At 71.1% G+C, this 15,364-nt stretch carries 15 protein-coding genes; all 15 read right to left on the bottom strand.

Annotation, left to right across the window (positions count from 1 at the left end; genetic code table 11):
* Positions 1 to 5: 5 nt before the first annotated feature.
* The 15 genes from AB0H83_RS07050 to AB0H83_RS07120 all read right to left on the bottom strand — a co-directional run bounded on the left by AB0H83_RS07050 (position 6) and on the right by AB0H83_RS07120 (position 15,349).
* A complete protein-coding gene (locus tag AB0H83_RS07050; RefSeq protein ID WP_360088166.1) occupies positions 6 to 698 on the bottom strand; it encodes an ABC transporter ATP-binding protein in 693 nt (230 codons plus the stop codon).
* Positions 685 to 1,443: an ABC transporter ATP-binding protein gene (locus AB0H83_RS07055; protein WP_360088169.1), complete on the bottom strand. Its 759-nt coding sequence runs from the start codon at positions 1,441 to 1,443 to the stop codon at positions 685 to 687. Before AB0H83_RS07055 ends, AB0H83_RS07050 begins: the two co-directional genes overlap by 14 nt.
* Positions 1,444 to 1,652: 209 nt before the next feature.
* Positions 1,653 to 2,747 carry a branched-chain amino acid ABC transporter permease gene (locus AB0H83_RS07060; RefSeq protein WP_360088172.1) on the bottom strand — a complete coding sequence of 365 codons (1,095 nt, stop codon included), beginning with the start codon at positions 2,745 to 2,747 and terminating at the stop codon, positions 1,653 to 1,655.
* Positions 2,744 to 3,631: a branched-chain amino acid ABC transporter permease gene (locus AB0H83_RS07065; protein WP_360088175.1), complete on the bottom strand. Its 888-nt coding sequence runs from the start codon at positions 3,629 to 3,631 to the stop codon at positions 2,744 to 2,746. The genes AB0H83_RS07060 and AB0H83_RS07065 overlap by 4 nt, the downstream gene beginning before the upstream one ends.
* Positions 3,632 to 3,716: 85 nt before the next feature.
* Positions 3,717 to 4,412 carry an ATP-binding cassette domain-containing protein gene (locus tag AB0H83_RS07070; RefSeq protein ID WP_360088178.1) on the bottom strand — a complete coding sequence of 232 codons (696 nt, stop codon included), beginning with the start codon at positions 4,410 to 4,412 and terminating at the stop codon, positions 3,717 to 3,719.
* 23 nt (positions 4,413 to 4,435) lie between these two features.
* Positions 4,436 to 5,179, bottom strand: coding sequence for an ABC transporter ATP-binding protein (locus tag AB0H83_RS07075; RefSeq protein ID WP_360088767.1), 744 nt, complete (start codon positions 5,177 to 5,179; stop codon positions 4,436 to 4,438).
* A gap of 61 nt (positions 5,180 to 5,240) precedes the next feature.
* Complete coding sequence (locus tag AB0H83_RS07080; RefSeq protein WP_360088770.1) at positions 5,241 to 6,401, bottom strand: substrate-binding domain-containing protein; 1,161 nt, start codon at positions 6,399 to 6,401, stop codon at positions 5,241 to 5,243.
* Between the two features lie 192 nt (positions 6,402 to 6,593).
* Positions 6,594 to 7,490, bottom strand: a complete 897-nt coding sequence (locus tag AB0H83_RS07085; protein WP_360088181.1) for an alpha/beta hydrolase — start codon at positions 7,488 to 7,490, stop codon at positions 6,594 to 6,596.
* Positions 7,491 to 7,543: 53 nt separating this feature from the next.
* A complete protein-coding gene (locus AB0H83_RS07090) occupies positions 7,544 to 8,749 on the bottom strand; it encodes a glycoside hydrolase family 5 protein (RefSeq protein WP_360088184.1) in 1,206 nt (401 codons plus the stop codon).
* A gap of 92 nt (positions 8,750 to 8,841) precedes the next feature.
* On the bottom strand, positions 8,842 to 9,501 hold the full coding sequence (locus tag AB0H83_RS07095; RefSeq protein WP_360088187.1) for a response regulator transcription factor: 660 nt from the start codon (positions 9,499 to 9,501) through the stop codon (positions 8,842 to 8,844).
* Positions 9,501 to 10,553 (bottom strand): ATP-binding protein, encoded by a 1,053-nt coding sequence (locus AB0H83_RS07100; protein ID WP_360088190.1) that lies wholly within the window; start codon positions 10,551 to 10,553, stop codon positions 9,501 to 9,503. Before AB0H83_RS07100 ends, AB0H83_RS07095 begins: the two co-directional genes overlap by 1 nt.
* Before the next feature lie 5 nt (positions 10,554 to 10,558).
* A complete protein-coding gene (locus AB0H83_RS07105; RefSeq protein WP_360088193.1) occupies positions 10,559 to 12,055 on the bottom strand; it encodes a hypothetical protein in 1,497 nt (498 codons plus the stop codon).
* Between the two features lie 16 nt (positions 12,056 to 12,071).
* Positions 12,072 to 13,682, bottom strand: coding sequence for a glycosyltransferase family 39 protein (locus tag AB0H83_RS07110; protein ID WP_360088196.1), 1,611 nt, complete (start codon positions 13,680 to 13,682; stop codon positions 12,072 to 12,074).
* Entirely contained in the window at positions 13,672 to 14,844 is a 1,173-nt protein-coding gene (locus tag AB0H83_RS07115) for a glycosyltransferase (protein WP_360088199.1), read from the bottom strand. Before AB0H83_RS07115 ends, AB0H83_RS07110 begins: the two co-directional genes overlap by 11 nt.
* Entirely contained in the window at positions 14,738 to 15,349 is a 612-nt protein-coding gene (locus AB0H83_RS07120; protein WP_360088202.1) for a GtrA family protein, read from the bottom strand. The genes AB0H83_RS07115 and AB0H83_RS07120 overlap by 107 nt, the downstream gene beginning before the upstream one ends.
* Between the last annotated feature and the right edge of the window lie 15 nt (positions 15,350 to 15,364).

Genomic DNA, 15,364 nt, shown 5'->3' on the forward strand with positions numbered 1-15,364 from the left:
ATCCCCTAAATGCCGAGGTGGGCGAGGAGTTCGGCCTCGCGCGAACGGATGTCGGTGTTGTCGAAGGCGCCGACGATCCGCCCCTCGGCGAGGAGGTAGTGGCGGTCGGCAACGGTGGTCGCGAAGTGCAGGTTCTGCTCGACGAGCAGGACGGTGACGCCGTGCTCCTTGGCCCGCCGCAGGATCTGCCCGACCTGCTGGACCAGCAGCGGGGAGAGCCCTTCGGTGGGTTCGTCGCACAGCAGCACGCGCGCGCCCATCCGCAGCACCCTGGCCAGGGCGAGCATCTGCTGCTCGCCGCCAGACAGCTTCGTGGCGGGGCTGGCGCGGCGGGCGTACAGGGCCGGGAACGCCTCGTGGACCTGCTCGAGGCTCCACGGGTCGGGCCCGACCACGGGCGGCAGCGTGAGGTGCTCGGCGACGGTGAGGGTGGCGTAGGCGCCGCGGTCGTCGGGCACCCAGCCGAGCCCGAGGCGGGCCCGCTGGTGGGCCCTGCGGGGCGTGAGGTCCTGCCCGTCCAGCCGGACCACGCCCGACTGCCCGGCGTGCAGCCCCATGACGCAGCGCAGCAGCGTGGTCTTGCCGGCCCCGTTGCGCCCGCAGAGCGTGACCACCTCGCCCCGCTCGACGCTCAGGTCGACCTCGCGCAGCACGCGGGCCTCGCCGTGCCACGCGGACAGGCCCTCAATGTGCAGCATCGGTACTCCCGAGATATGCCTCGATGACCCGCGGGTCGGCGCGGACCTGCTCGTACGGGCCCTCGACGAGGACCTTCCCGGCCTGCAGCACGGTGACGGTGTCGGCGAGCCGCCCGACCACCCGCATGTTGTGCTCGACGAGCACGACGGTGCGCCCGTCGCGGACCGCGGCGATGAGCTCGACGGTGCGCTCGACGTCCTCCAGGCCCATGCCCGCGGTCGGCTCGTCCAGCAGCAGCACCTGCGGGTCCAGGGCGAGCGCGATCGCCAGCTCCAGGGCCCGCTTGCGGCCGTAGGCGAGGCTGCCGGCGGGGGTTTCGGCCGCGTCGGCGAGGCCGACGAGGTCCAGCAGCTCGCCGGCCCGGGCCGAGAACCGGGCCAGGAGCCGGTCGCTGCGCCAGAACCGCCAGCCGAGCCGCGTCGCGCTCTGCAGCGCCAGCTCGACGTGGGTGCGGGCGGTCTGCTGCGGGAACAGGCTGGTGATCTGGAACGACCGGGCGACGCCGAGGCGGGCGACCCGCTCCGGCGGCAGCCCGGTGATGTCCCGGCCACCGAGGTCGATGCGGCCGGCGGTCGGCGCGAGGAACCCGGTGAGCAGGTTGAACAGCGTCGTCTTGCCGGCGCCGTTGGGCCCGACGAGCGCGTGCACGCTGCCGGCGGCGACGGTCAGGTCGACCTGGTCGACGGCCCGGAAGCCGCGGAAATCCCGGGTCAGGCCGCGGGCCGTCAAAGCGGGACCGTCCATCGGGGACACACCTCCTCATGGCGGTGGGCGGCCGGCGGTCACATGTGGCCCGCCGTTGCGGCGAACGCTATGACCGGCGCCACACCCAGGCCATGGAGGCGATCCATACATTTACCGGCGTGCGCGTGTGCCGCCGTACCACATGAAAAGACGCCGATCGATTCGACTGAGATCGAATCGACCGGCGCCGATAAAACCGGGTGGCTCCCCTAGCGGCGGTCGGGGATCCACTTGGCGATGGGGCCGAGACGGGTCCGCAGGCCCGCGAGCCCGCCGGGGAAGAAGTACACGGCGAGGATGAACACGGTGCCCAGCACGAACAGCGGCTGCGACAGCGGCCCGCTCAGCACGCCCGGCAGGCTGTCCACCGCGTCGGAGCGGCCGAAGGACACCAGGCGGTAGTCCAGGTACGTGAACAGCATCCCGCCGATGAGCGGGCCCCAGCGGGTGCCGGGGCCGCCGAGCACCACCATGACCAGCAGCGTCAGCGTCTGGTCGGAGACCGCCACGTGCGGGGTGGCGCCGCCGATCAGCAGCGCGTACATGGCGCCGGCGAGCCCGGCCAGGCCGCCCGCGACGGTGAACGCGAACAGCTTGTACCGGTACGGGTCCAGCCCGAGCACCCCGACGCGGCGTTCGTCGTCGCGGATCGCGGCGAGGACCCGGCCGGCGGGCGCGTCCGCGATCGCGTGCACGACCAGGACGGTCACGACCGCAACGGCGACGGCGAGCCAGTACAGGTTGACGGTGTTGGTGACGCCGACGAGCGCCGAGGGCACCTGCGTGGTGTCCATCGGCAGCCCCTCCTCGCCGCCGGTGACGCCGCCCGGGTCACGGCCGATGGTGATCGCGCCGACCTGGGCGAAGGCGAGCGTGACCATGGCGAACGCGATGCCGTTGGTACGCAGCGCGACCGCGCCGAGCGCCGCGGCCGCCGCGGCGGTGCCGGCGATGGCGAGCAGCACCGCCTGCCACAGCGGCAGCCCGGCCTTGGTGACGAGGACGTCGGTGCCGTAGACACCGCCGGCGAAGTAGAGCGCGTGGCCGAAGGACAGCAGGCCGGTGCGGCCGAACAGCAGGTCGTAGCCGGTGGCCAGGGCGCCGAAGACCAGGCACAGCGCGAGCAGCTGCAGGGTGCCGGGCTTGTTGAGCGCCGCGTCGAACACGCCGGGGATGGAGATCGACCAGTACGGCAGCGCGACGAGCACGACCAGCACGACGAGCGGGCCGAAGCGGGCCGGGTGCGGGCGGCGCCGGGGGCGGGCCTGCGTGGCGTCCGGGGTCACCGCGGTGTCCGTCATCATGAGGTGGCGACCTTTCCGGTGATCCCCTGCGGGCGCACGAGCAGCACGATCGCAAGGAGCGCGACCACGCAGATGTCGCCGAGGCCCGGGGAGGTGTAGTTGACGAACTGCTGCAGCAGCCCGACGGCGACGGCGGCGTAGGCGGCGCCGACGACCGAGCCCATGCCGCCGATGACGACGACGATGAACCCGAAGATGAGCAGCGAGCTGCCGCCGGTCGGGGAGATCGAGCCGGCGTAGACCCCGCCGAGTGCCCCGGCGAGCGCGGCCGCGGCGCCGCCGATCGCGAAGACGAGCGTGAAGGCGCGCCGCACGTCGATGCCGAGGGCGGTGACCATGGACCGGTCCTCGACGCCGGCGCGGATGACCAGGCCGATGCGGGTGTACTTGAGGAACGCGAGCAACCCGGCGAGCACCATCGCGGCGGCGCCGATGAGCAGGAACCGGTCGTTGGGCACCCGCGCGCCGGCGACCTCGGTGAGCTCCTGCGTCCACTGCGGCCGCGGGTACACGCGGGGGTCCGCACCCCAGGACGCCTGCAGCAACGCCACGCCGGCCAGCGACAGCCCGACGGTGACCAGGACCTGCTCGATGGTCCGGGAGTACAGCGGCCGGATCAGCACCAGCTCGACGAGGGCGGCGACGGCGGTGCCGCACACCACGCCGAACACGACGGCGAGGACGAAGCCCCAGCCGGACGGCCCGGCGCCGGGGAGGTTGCCGCTGGCCCACCAGGTGCCGTACGCGCCGACGGACAGGAACAGCCCGTGCGCGAAGTTCAGCACGTCGGCGAGGCCGAACACCAGCGCGAGGCCCGACGCAACCAGGAAGTACAAGGCGGCCAGACCCAGCCCGGTGAGCGTCAGCAGCACAAACGTGCTCATGCCGTCACCTCCGCTGCGCTCCGGCGCCGGCCTGAACTCCACCCTGCGCCCATGATTCGCAGCCCTCCGCTACGCTCCGGCCCGCTCATGAATGATCTCCCTTGCCGACGCCGAGCAGCGCCTTGGTCTTCTCGGTGTAGTCGAGCAGGTCGCCGGCGGTGCCGGTGTACGCGACCCGGCCGTTGGCGATGACGACGGCGTGGCGGGCCATCCGCCGCACGACGGCGAGGTTCTGCTCGACGAGCAGCATCGGCACGACGGCGGCGACCGCCTCCAGCGCGGCGGCGACCTCGGTGACGACCTTCGGGGCGAGGCCCTTCGTCGGCTCGTCGATGAGCAGCAGCCGGTTGGGGTTGAGCAGGACCCGGCCGATCGCCAGCATCTGCTGCTGGCCGCCGGACAGGGTGCCGGCCCGCTGCCGGGCCCGCTTGCGCAGCTCCGGGAACAGCCCGTGCACGGTGTCGTAGTCCGGGGCGGTGCCGGCCCGCTCGGCGAGCCGCAGGTTCTCCGCGACGGTGAGCCCGGCGAACACGCCACGGTCCTCGGGCACGTAGCCCAGGCCCCGCCGCACCAGGCGGAACGTCGGCTGCCGGGTGATCCCGGCGCCGGCGAAGCCGACCCGGCCGGTGATCTCCGCGGCCCGCGGCATCAGGCCGAGCACGGCCTTGAGGGTGGTGGTCTTGCCGACGCCGTTGCGGCCCAGCAGCGCGGTCACGCCCTGCGGCTGCACGCTGAACGTGACGCCCTGCAGAATGTGCGACCCGCCCACCTTGACGGACAAATCGGAAATATCCAGGATCGGGCTCACAGCTTCTCTCCCAGGTACGCCTCCTGGACGGTCCGGTCGGCCATGACGACCTCCGGGGTGTCGCAGATGAGCAGCGCCCCGTGGTGCATGACCGCGACCCGGTCCGCCAGGTCCAGGACCACGTCCATGTGGTGCTCCACCATGAGTACGCTGCGCCGCTCGTCGCGGGTCAGCGTCTTGATCAGTGCGACCAGGCCGGGCACGTCCTCGGCGCTGACGCCGGCCATCGGCTCGTCCAGCAGCAGCACCTTCGGCTCGCCGGCCAGCAGCAGCGCGATCTCCAGCTTGCGCTTCTCGCCGTGGGCGAGGGTGCCGGCCAGGGTGCCGGCGCGGTGGTCGAGGCCGACCCGCCACAGCACCCGCTCGGCACGCTCGGCGATGTCCCGGTCGGCGCGCGGCAGCGGGAACGGCCGGAGCGAGCCGCCGCGCCGGGCCTGCACGGCCAGGCGCACGTTGGCGGCGACGGTGAGCGAGCCGAACACCGACGAGGACTGGAAGGTGCGGCCGAGGCCGCGCCGGGCCCGCCGGTGCGGCGCGAGCCGGGTGATGTCGTGCCCGGCGAGGGTGACCGAGCCGTCCGTGGGGCGGCGCAGCCCGGAGATCAGGTTGAACAGCGACGTCTTGCCGGCGCCGTTGGGGCCGATGACGGCGAGGAACTCGCCCTCGGCCAGGTCGACCGACACGTGGTCGACGATCGCCACCTCGCCGATCTTCCAGGTCAGCCGCCTGGTGGACAGCAGGCCGGTGGCCGGGGCGTCAACCACCCCGGCCGCCGGCGCGTTGCTTCGGGGGGACAATCCCTCAGCCCTTCATCTGCACGACCGGCGGGGCCCCGTCGGCCGGGTCGATCGCCTTGACCAGCTCCGGCTTCAGCTCCGCGCCGGAGCCGGAGAACTTGCCCTGGAACATCGGCTGCAGCAGGGCGTGGTCCTCCTTGCGGACGGTCAGCTTGCCCTTGACGCCGTCGAAGCTCCAGCCTTCGAGCGCGGTGACCATCTTGTCGACGTCGTCGCCGCCCTCGGCCGCGGCGCGCACGATCATCTGCGCGGCGGTGAAGCCGTCGGGGTGGAACAGGTCGAGCTTGCCGCCCTCGACACCCTTGCGCAGCGCGGCGGTGGCCTCGTTGTCGCTGGCACCGTCGAAGTAGTGCGCGAGCAGCGACAGCTTCCCGCCGGCCGCGCCGAACGTCGCCCACGACGCCCGCTGGTCGATGCCGGTGACGACCATGGTCGAGCCGAGCACGCCCTGCTGGTCGAGGGCCTGCCACATGGCCGGGGCGGTGGTGCCGGCCCACGCCACGAAGATCATGTCGGCCTTGGCGTTCTTGGCCTGCGCCGCGAAGCCGGTGAACTCGGTGGCGCTGGCCGGGACGAACAGGTTCTCCACGGTCGCGCCGGCGCCGCCGATGACGGCCTTCACCGCGTCGGCGTTGGACTTGCCGAAGGTGCCCTCCTGGGCGAACACGAGGACCTTCTTGCCGGTGGGCGCGGGCAGGTAGGACTTGGCCGCGAGGACGTCCTGGTAGGACTGGCGGCCGGAGCGGAAGGTGTACTTGTTGACGCCGGTGACCGCGTCGGAGGCGGCCGGCCCGGAGACGAACAGGACCTTGTTCTGTGCCGCGAGGGGCGCGACCTGGCCGGCGACGGCCGAGCCGGTGCTCCCGGCGATGATCTTGTATCCCTGGCCGATGAGGTCCTTGGCGGCGGAGACGGCCTTGGCCGGGTCACCGGCGTCGTCGACCTCCTTGACCTCGACGGGCCGGTTGCCGACCTTGCCGGTGCCCTTGGTCGCGAAGGCGAGGCCCGCCTTCCAGCCCTCGATGTACTGCTTGCCGTAGCCGGCCAGGGCGCCCGTCTGCGAGTACACCAGGCCGACCTTGATCGGGGCGCCGTCCCCGGCGGGCTCCTGCGCCGCCTCCTGGGGACTGCTGCAGGCGGACGTGAACGCCGCCGCGATACCCATGCCGAGCGCCGCGAGCAGTAGCCGCCGCGGCGCACTCGTCTGCCGAATCACGCTTCCTCCGTATGAGCCCTGTGTGAACGCCTTGTTAAGGCCAGCGCCTGCTGGCGGTGTTCGCACACGCTAGGAGTGGCGTCGGGCACGGAGCTATGTGGGCAGGCCACACAAGTCCGGGACAAGGCCCGGGTCGATGCGCTACGACAGCGCCACGAGGTCGAGGAACGCCCCGAGCATCGGCAGGAACGCGGGTGCGTGCTCACTCTCCGCAACGTGCAGCAGGTGATCGGCGCCGGGCAGGACGGCCACGGCGTTGCGCCCGCGGTGCAGCCCCGGCAGCCGCTCGGCGAGCACCGCGACGCTGCGCTCGACCGGCACGAGCTCGTCGGCGGCACCGTACAGGGCGAGGATCGGGCAGCGCAGGTGCGGGATGCGCGCCGCGGGGTCGAAGCTCAGCGCCCGGGCGAAGAACGTCAGGCTCTGCACGGTGTCGTACGGCTCGGCGGCCACGGCGTCGTACCAGACCCGGCCGGCGTGCCGCTGCTGCGCGGCGAGCACCTGGGCGGGCGGGTCACCGACGGCGAGGCGGGCGGCGCGCTCGTCGACCCAGCGCATCGCCTCGTCGACGACGGCAGGCGGGTGGCCGGCCCGGCGCAGCGCCCGTTCCGTGGACACCCGCTCCTGCTCGGCGATGCCCACCGCCGGCCCGGACACGGTGATCACGAAGTCGACGGCCTGCGGCGCGCTCGTGGCGGCGATCAGGGAGATCCAGCCGCCCTGGCTGTAGCCGATGAGTCCGGCCCGCTCCACGCCGGTCTCGGCGCGCAGGACGGCGAGCGCCGCGAGGGCCTCCACGGCCCGGTCCGCGAACGACTGGTCCCGCCAGTCTCCGGGGGAGCCGCCGCAGCCGGGCTTGTCGTGCCGCAGCGTGGCCATCCCGCGCGCGGCGAGCCATGCCGGGATCCCGGCCCATGCGTGCCGGGTCGCGGGGCCGGAGCCGTCGACGAGCACGAGCCCGGCCCGCGGCGGATCCGAAGGCACGGCGATGATCGCGTTGAGGCTGCCGACCGTGGTGTCCCGTTCCTGAACAGGCATGAGGCCCTCCCCACGCTGAACATACAGCGCGGAGAGGGCCCATCGACAATGCGCTACGGCTTCTTCGCCAGCGGTGCCGACTGGTAGGACTTGAGCAGGTCCATCTTGGCCTGGTCGACGGTCTTCCAGTCGTCCTTCAGGATCCCGCCGGTGTCGCCGGAGTTGGGGTTCCAGGACCAGTACGTGTAGCTGAGCCCGTGCTCCTTCAGGTACCCCATCAGGTGCCGCTGCCAGATGCCCTCGAGGTCCTTGCCGCCCTGGGCGTCGGTCTCGGCGACGGACCGGCCGCCGAACTCGCCCATGAGCACCGGCGCGACGTTGTTCTTGACGAGGTAGCCGAACTGCTTGTCCCACAGGGCCGGCATGTTCGCCGGGAACGCGGGGTCGGTGAACCAGCGCTGCGACCACACCTTGGGGCTGTAGTCGTGCGCGGAGTAGACCAGCTTCGCCGGGTCGGACAGCCGGACCGGGTCCTTGGCCGCGCCCTGCAGGTTGCCGCCCCACCAGTACCCGTCGCCGTCGTAGGACTCGATGCCCTCCACGACGATCAGCCAGTTCGGGTTCTCCGCGAGGATCGCGTTGCCGGCCCGCTCGGCGGCGGCCCGCCAGTCGGTCTTCTCCTCGCCGGTGCCCCAGGTGGCCTCGCCGTGCGGCTCGTTGTGCAGGTCGGCGCCGACGACGAGGGGGTTGTCGCGGTAGTGCTTGGCGAGCATCTTCCAGTCGGAGATCCAGCGCTCCTCGCTGACCTTGTCGGTGTACCAGAGGTTGCTCTGGCCCTGCGAGGTCGGCCGGTGCCGGTCGAGGATCACCATCATGCCGCGCTTGGTGATCCCCTCGACGACCTGGTCCATGATCTGCGGGCCGGTGAGGCCCTCCAGGGTGGGGTTGAGCTTGAAGTCCACGCCGTTGGGCTTGGCCGTGGCGTCGAAGAGCTCGTTGCTGAACGGCAGGCGCACCGAGTTGAACCCCTGCGCCGCCATCTGGTCGAGCATGTCGTCCAGCGGCCGGGACCACAGCCCGTGCGGGGCAAACGTGTTGGTCTCCAGGCCGAACCAGTTGACACCGGTGAAGGTGATGGTCGCGCCTGCGGCGTCGACGATCCGGTTGCCGTCGGTGTGCAGCGGCAGCCGCAGCTGCTGCCCGGCGGCTTTCGGACCGGCCTTCTCGGCGGAGTGGTACAGGGCGACACCACCGGCGGTGACGGCGGCGGCAAGCGCAAGAGCGGTGGCGCTCAGCCACACGAGACGGGAACGCTTCAACTTCTGACCTGTCCTCACGTACGACGACGTCGGGCAGGTCAAAACATTACGGAAGGGGAAATATCAGTTCAGCGTACGAATGTCCGAAATGCTCATGGTGCAACGGTAGGAGCGTCCCAGTCCGCCGCTCGTACGACGGCCTCGAGTTTCGAGCGGGCGCCCATCTTGGACAGCAGGTGCCGCACGTGGCTGCGCACCGTGGTGTAGCTGATGCTCAGCTCCCGGGCGATGTCACGGTTGTCCATGCCGGAGGTCATCAGGCTGAGGATCTGCCGCTCCCGCGGCGTCAGGCTGTCCAGCCGCCGGGCGTGCTCCTGCGAGCGGTGCGCGCGTTCCCGGCGCCGCGCGAGGAGCTTCGCCAGCTGACGGGCCGGCACCAGGATCTCCCCGTCGATCGCCCGGCGGACCGCGTCGGCGACGTCGGCCCCGCCGGCGCTCTTCACCAGGTACCCGGCGGCCCCGGCCTCCAGGGCGGCGAGGACCACCTCGTCGCTGCTGTCGGCGCTGAGGAACACGACCGCCACCTCCGGCAGGTGCGCCCGCAGCGCGGCGACCGCCTCCGGGCCGGTGCCGTCGGGCAGCCAGTAGTCGCACAGCACCACGTCGACCCGCTCGACGTCGGCGAGGTGCTCGACCTCGCCGACGCCGCCGGCGATCGCGACGACACGCAGCTCGGGGTGCTCGTTGAGCAGCGCGGCAAGGCCTTCGGCGACCACCTGGTGGTCCTCGACGATCAGCACGCGGTAGCGCATCAGGCGGCTCCTTTGGATTGCAGGTCGGCGCCGCGCGGCACCCAGAACGTGACGGTGGTGCCGCTGCCGGCGATGCTGCTGATGCGGAACCAGCCGCCGGCCAGGGCCGCCCGCTCCCGCATGAGGACCAGCCCGAGGTGCCCGGCCGGGGTCTCGAAGTCGCTCCCGGTCTGCTCGGCACCGACGCCGTCGTCGACGACCCGGACCAGGTAGCCCTCGTCCTGCTCGCTGAGGATGACGGTGCACTCGTCGGCGTCGGCGTGCTTGCCGACGTTGGCGACGGCCTCCTGCAGCATCCGGAAGATCAGCAGCCGGGTGGGCAGCGGCGGCTCGCCCTGCAGCCGGTCCTGCAGGTGGACGGCGAGTGAGTGGTCCTCGGCGAGCCCGTCGAGCAGGTCGCGGGTGGCCGCGGCGAGCCCGTCGCTGGACAGCTTCGGCGGGCGGAAGTCGAAGATCAGCCGCCGCAGCCGGTCGGCGGCCAGGGCGAGACTGTCCTCCAGCTTGCCGAGCAGCTCCAGGTCGCGCGGGTCGCGCAGGCGCCGGCGGAGGTGCTGCAGGCGCAGCATCGCCGCGGTGATCACCTGCAGGCTGTCGTCGTGCACCCCGGCGGCGATGCGGGCCCGCTCCCGTTCCTGGGCGAGGATGACGTCGCCGAGCGCCTCTCCCTGCTCGGCCCCGGCCTGCTGCAGCCGGGCCACCCGGTGCTCGAGGCTGGCCCGCGACATCCCGCCGGCGCCCTGGTCGTCGACGGCGAGCACGACCAGGCCGCTCGGGTCGCCGGGCAGCGTGCGCAGCCGCACGTCGACCGGCAGCTCCGCGCCGTCCGGCAGGCGGATCGCGGAGGTCGTGTAGACCGGTTCCCCGTCGCCCGTGGCCGCGTCCAGGGCCGCCCGCGGGTCGCTGGTCAGCAGCTGCCCGACCCGGCGGCCGACCATGTCGGCGGTGACCCGGTGGAAGAGCGCCTCCGCGGCGCTGCTGGCAAGCCGGACCACCCCGGCGGCGTCGAGCACGATCAACGCCTCCGGGGCGGCCCGGAATGCCTGCCAGTACACCGGGGCTACTTCTCCAGATCCTTCGGCAGGACGTACGGCTTCGGCGTCGGGATGTCGACCGGCCCACCGGACGAGTCCACCTTGAAGTTGACCGTCGCGGTGGAGCCGCTGAGCTGTCCCCGCAGCTCGAAGATGACGCTGTTCTCGGTGTTACCGGGGATCGTGTACTGCCCGACGGCGCGGGCGGTGCCGGCCTTGTTGACCCGGAACGCGGACACCAGCTCGCCCTTGGCACCCTTGGAGGTCTTCGCGTAGACGTGCACGGCCTCGTTCGGCGCGAACTGCGTGGCGTAGAAGTTGACCACCGTGCCGGGCAGGCCGCCGTAGGCGTTGGTGCGCGCCTGGGGCATGTAGGGCAGGATCGTGAACCCGGACGAGGCCGCGGCCCGGCTCTGCTCGCCGATGAACACCAGCGACTGGGCGCCCTTGAGCTGGTAGGGCATCGTGAGCCCGGCGCCCTTGAAGCCACCGGCGCCGTCGGTGGTCACCGCCATCACCGGCTGCCCGCCGGCCGAGTTCAGCCGCACCAGGACCCGCTCCCCCGGCGCGAACCCGACGCCGGAGAAGGTGATCGACTGGGTGGCCTTCACCGCGTACGGCGCGAGCTTGATCGACGGGTACAGCCGCAGCACCTGGAACGGCGCGCTCGCCGCCGCACCACTCGTCTTGCCCACAACCACCAGACTGGTCGTCCCGACCGCGGTGACGCCAACCCTGATCGGGGTCTTACCCACGGAACCATCCTCGTCGGCCTTGAGGGTGAGGCTCGGCTCGCCGTTGATCCGGCCCCAGAAGACCGACAGTTCCTCGCCCGGGGAGAACCCCTTCACCGTCAGGTTGATCGTGTCGCCGGGCTTGCCGACGACGGCGGACAGCGTCGCCTGCCCGGCGCCCTGCGCGACGGCCGCCTCGGCCTTGGCGACCTTGTCGCTGCCCCGCGCCTGGGCGGTCACCTCCAGCACGGGGGTGGTCATCTTGTTCGGGAAGGCGAAGTTGACGGTGAAGACCCCGTACTTGCCGGCCTTCGCCGTGCCGACCTGGACCGGTTTGGCGGCCTTCGCCTTCGGTTTCGCCTTGCCGGACGGCTGGGCGGCGGTGGCGGACGGCCCGAGGTACACGTCGACCATGGAGCCCTGGTCGAACCCGTTCCCGCTGACCGTCACGGTGCCGCCCAGCCGCACCAGGCCCGGGTTGAGCGTGATCATCGGCTCGCCGCCACCGTGCACCATGACACCGTTGAGGTCGACGGTGGGCGCCTTCGGGGCCTTCGTCGTCGGGGCGTCGGTCGGCGTGTCATCGCCGCCGCCGCCGAACGACGGCAGCCCCGGCGCCTCGATGCCGATCGCCGGCAGCACCGACCGCCCGACGCTGACCAGCAGGAACGCGGCGACTGCGGCCACGAGGAGCCGGCGGCCGGAGATCTTCGGACGGGACAGCCGCCTGCGGCCCGGCCGTTTCCTGGTCGTGCCCGCGGGTGCCCTACGGCGCTTGAGGGTCTGCATCGTCACTCCAGCTCACTCACGAGGTTGCACCGATCTTGATGATCTGCAGTGAGACGTCGCCGCGGGTCGCCTGCCAGACGGTCTCCCCGTGCTGGTCGATCGCCTCGATGATCCAGGTCTCGCCACCGCGTTCGAGGGCGTCGCGCATCTTGTTCGACATCACGACGTAGTCGACGTTCTCCCAGCTGGAGGCGAACACCTTGTCCCGCACGTCCGGGTCCGACGTGGCCTTGTAGTGCGGGTGCGCGTACTTGTACGGTGGGTCGTTGTCGTGCAGCGCGACCCAGATGTCGTCGTCGATGATGAGCTTCGCGTCCGGCGGTATGTTCGTCTTGATCCACGCGACCTGCTGCTCCTGCAGGCGGGTCAGTGGCAGCCGGTACGCGTCGCTGAACTCCAGCTCACCCTTGGTGTTGTACTTGACGAGGAACCCGCCCGGCATGACCAGCACCGGCACCAGCAGGCAGGCCACCAGCACCGCCGCGCCGGGCGGCTTGGTGCGCCGGGTGAGCCAGCCGAAGAACATCCCGAGGTTCAGCGCGAACAGCGGGACCATCGGCGCGATGTAGAAGTCGAGCAGGGCGCTGCGGGTGAGGTAGAACCCGTAGCCGACCGCCATCAGCGCGCACGCCAGCATCGGCCCGCGCAGCCGCTTGTTGCGCCGCCCGGCGAACAGCGTCAGCAGCGTCGCGGCGGTGCCGGCGATGAGCAGGTACCGGTCCTTGAACAGCCAGCTGTCCTGCAGCAGCGTGGTGAACGACAGGCCGTTGCTGCTGTTGGAGTTGCGGTGCAGCTGCCACCACACGGTGTACAGCAGCGACACGTGGTCGCCGGGCGTGGCGGCAGCGAGGCTGAAGTTGAAGCCCTGCGGGAACAGCTCGTTCTTGATCTGCGCGAAGAGCAGGTAGCCGACGACCGGGGCGAGCGCCGCGAACCACCAGAACGACACCCCGAACCGCCGGTTCGACTGCTCCTTGATCGTGCGGTGCAGCAGGTACGCGCAGCCGGGCAGGATGAACAGCGCGTTCTCCTTCGTCACCAGGGCCAGGCCGAAGCACAGCCCGGCGCCCATGACGGTGACGATCCGGCCGTCCTTGCGGGCCAGCAGGTACAGGCCCAGCAGGATCCACAGCATCATCAGGTTGTCGAGCAGGACCTGGCGCTGGTAGTACACGGCCAGCGGCGACACGTTGAACACGAACACGGCCAGGAACGCGCCGGCCTTGCTGCCGGTGAAGCGCCGGACCGTCTCGTACAGCAGGAACACCGACACCAGGTGCACGATGAGCATCAGCACGCGCCCGGTGTTGATGGCGTTGCCGAAGGCGTTGAAGCCGCCGGGCAGGATCGCGACCCAGCCCGCGATCGTGAGCCAGCCCATCGGCGCGTGGTCGTAGAAGTACGTGTACGGCGACAGCTTCGCCTCACGCAGCACCGACCACGCCTGCTCCATGTAGATGCCCTCGTCGGTGAGGTAGAGCGGGTAGCGGAACATGTTCCAGCCGTGCGTCACCAGGCCGATCGCCAGGCTGACGATGATGAGGGGCCAGCCGCGCGTCTGCGGCGCGACGGTCTTCTTCGGGGTGCCGGCCGGCGTCCCCGGCCGCTGCAGCAGGTCAGCCGACATTGGTCAGCTCCGCAGTCTCCGCCGCGGTGCGGTGCGCACCGACGTGGGCCGTCTTCTCCCAGTTGCGCTCGCCCTTGACCTGCCGCCACAGCGCCCGCGCCGCCGCGTAGGACAGCACCATCTGGTACGGGAACCAGGTGATCGCCATCTTCACCACGGTCGCCGGGGTGGCCTTCAGCCCGTGCGCGCCGGTGAACTCGTACAGGCCGACGACGCTCATCACGAAGTGCGCGCCGAGCAGCAGCACCGGCAGCCACGACAGCATCGCCACCGGCACCGGCACGCTCAGCACGAACGCGCTGAGCAGCGCCACCGGCAGGTAGATGCCGAGCATCGCCTGGACGTGCGGGAACGCCAGGGTGTACCAGGCGAGGAACCGCTGCCGGCGGGTCGGCATGAGCTTCCAGGTGCCCTTGCTGAGGGTCTGCATGAAGCCTTGACACCACCGGGTCCGCTGCTTGATGAAGCTCTGCAGCGTCGGTGGCGTCTCCTCCTTCGTGACGTAGCGGTCGTCGTACACGACCCGGACCTTCTCCCCCATGCTGGACAGCCGCAGGCCGATGTCGGCGTCCTCGGTCAGGTTCGACTCGTCCCAGCCGCCGAGGCGTTCGATGAGGCTCCGCTTGAAGAACACGGTGTTGCCGCCGAGCGGGATGGCACCGTTCTTCGCGTGGTAGTGCAGCCGGCTGCGGAACCAGAAGAAATACTCCAGGACGTTGAACGTCGAGTACCAGTTCGAGTCGAAGTTCATCAGCTGCACCCCGGCCTGCACGCAGCCGACGTCCTCCTCCGACATGATCGTGTTGACGATGTCGAACAGCTGCGGCTGGACCTCGTCCTCGGCGTCGAAGATCGCCACGACGTCGTTCGTGGCGTAGCGCAGCGCGGTGTTGAGCCCGTGCGGCTTGTTGATCGGGCCGTCGTCGAACACCACCACCTCGACGTTGGTGCGACCCGCCGCGCGCAGCCGGTTCACCTGCGCCTGTGCCTGCTCGATCGTGCCGACGTCGTCGGCCGAGCACACCACGAGGATCTGCACCAGGTGCGGCGGGTAGTCAGCGGACGCGGCGCGGGCGATGGTGTGCTGGATGACCTCCTCCTCGTGCCGTGCCGGGAGGATGGCGGTGAAGGAGAGTGCCGGCGTAGCACGTCGATCGGGCACCCGCGCCCTGTCGCCGGCCTCCGGCCGGTCCCATGTGTAGATCATGAGGTACAACGCATGCGCCGCCTGCACCGTCAGCACCAGCGAGATCAGGGTGAGGATGGTCAACACCAGCTGTTCCATCGGTGCGTTCACTCCAAATCCACTTCGAGCTGACGGCGAAGTTCACGGCGAACCCGGCCACGATGCCGATGAGGTTCGCCGGCAGGTAGTGCATACCGAGCGCGACCAGCAGCTGGACGGCGACGACGTTGACCGGCAAGGCGGCGAGGCCGGCGAGACTGAAGTACGCGAAGCGCTGCAGCGACAGCCGGCGCCGCCGGAACGTCCACAGTTCGTGCAGCACGTAGTTGGTGACCAGCGCGAGCTCGACGGCGGCAACGGTGGCGGGCAGCAACGCCAGCCCGAGGACTCCGTGCAGGACGAGCAGCGTTACGTTGTTGACCACCACACCGCCGGCTCCCACCAGCGAAAACCGGCTCAGCCGGCGCAAGTTGGGCGTCACGGTGCAACGGTGCCC

The sequence above is a fragment of the Dactylosporangium sp. NPDC050688 genome, from assembly GCF_040654515.1.
Classification (GTDB): domain Bacteria; phylum Actinomycetota; class Actinomycetes; order Mycobacteriales; family Micromonosporaceae; genus Dactylosporangium.

Excerpts from the sequence above, each read along its gene's own strand:
- AB0H83_RS07095 (WP_360088187.1), bottom strand. The coding sequence starts at position 9,501 with ATGCGCTACCGCGTGCTGATCGTCGAGGACCACCAGGTGGTCGCCGAA.
- AB0H83_RS07065 (WP_360088175.1), bottom strand. The coding sequence starts at position 3,631 with ATGAGCACGTTTGTGCTGCTGACGCTCACCGGGCTGGGTCTGGCCGCC.
- AB0H83_RS07055 (WP_360088169.1), bottom strand. The coding sequence starts at position 1,443 with ATGGACGGTCCCGCTTTGACGGCCCGCGGCCTGACCCGGGATTTCCGC.
- AB0H83_RS07085 (WP_360088181.1), bottom strand. The coding sequence starts at position 7,490 with ATGCCTGTTCAGGAACGGGACACCACGGTCGGCAGCCTCAACGCGATC.
- AB0H83_RS07080 (WP_360088770.1), bottom strand. The coding sequence starts at position 6,401 with ATGGGTATCGCGGCGGCGTTCACGTCCGCCTGCAGCAGTCCCCAGGAG.
- AB0H83_RS07105 (WP_360088193.1), bottom strand. The coding sequence starts at position 12,055 with ATGCAGACCCTCAAGCGCCGTAGGGCACCCGCGGGCACGACCAGGAAA.
- AB0H83_RS07050 (WP_360088166.1), bottom strand. The coding sequence starts at position 698 with ATGCTGCACATTGAGGGCCTGTCCGCGTGGCACGGCGAGGCCCGCGTG.
- AB0H83_RS07060 (WP_360088172.1), bottom strand. The coding sequence starts at position 2,747 with ATGATGACGGACACCGCGGTGACCCCGGACGCCACGCAGGCCCGCCCC.
- AB0H83_RS07110 (WP_360088196.1), bottom strand. The coding sequence starts at position 13,682 with ATGTCGGCTGACCTGCTGCAGCGGCCGGGGACGCCGGCCGGCACCCCG.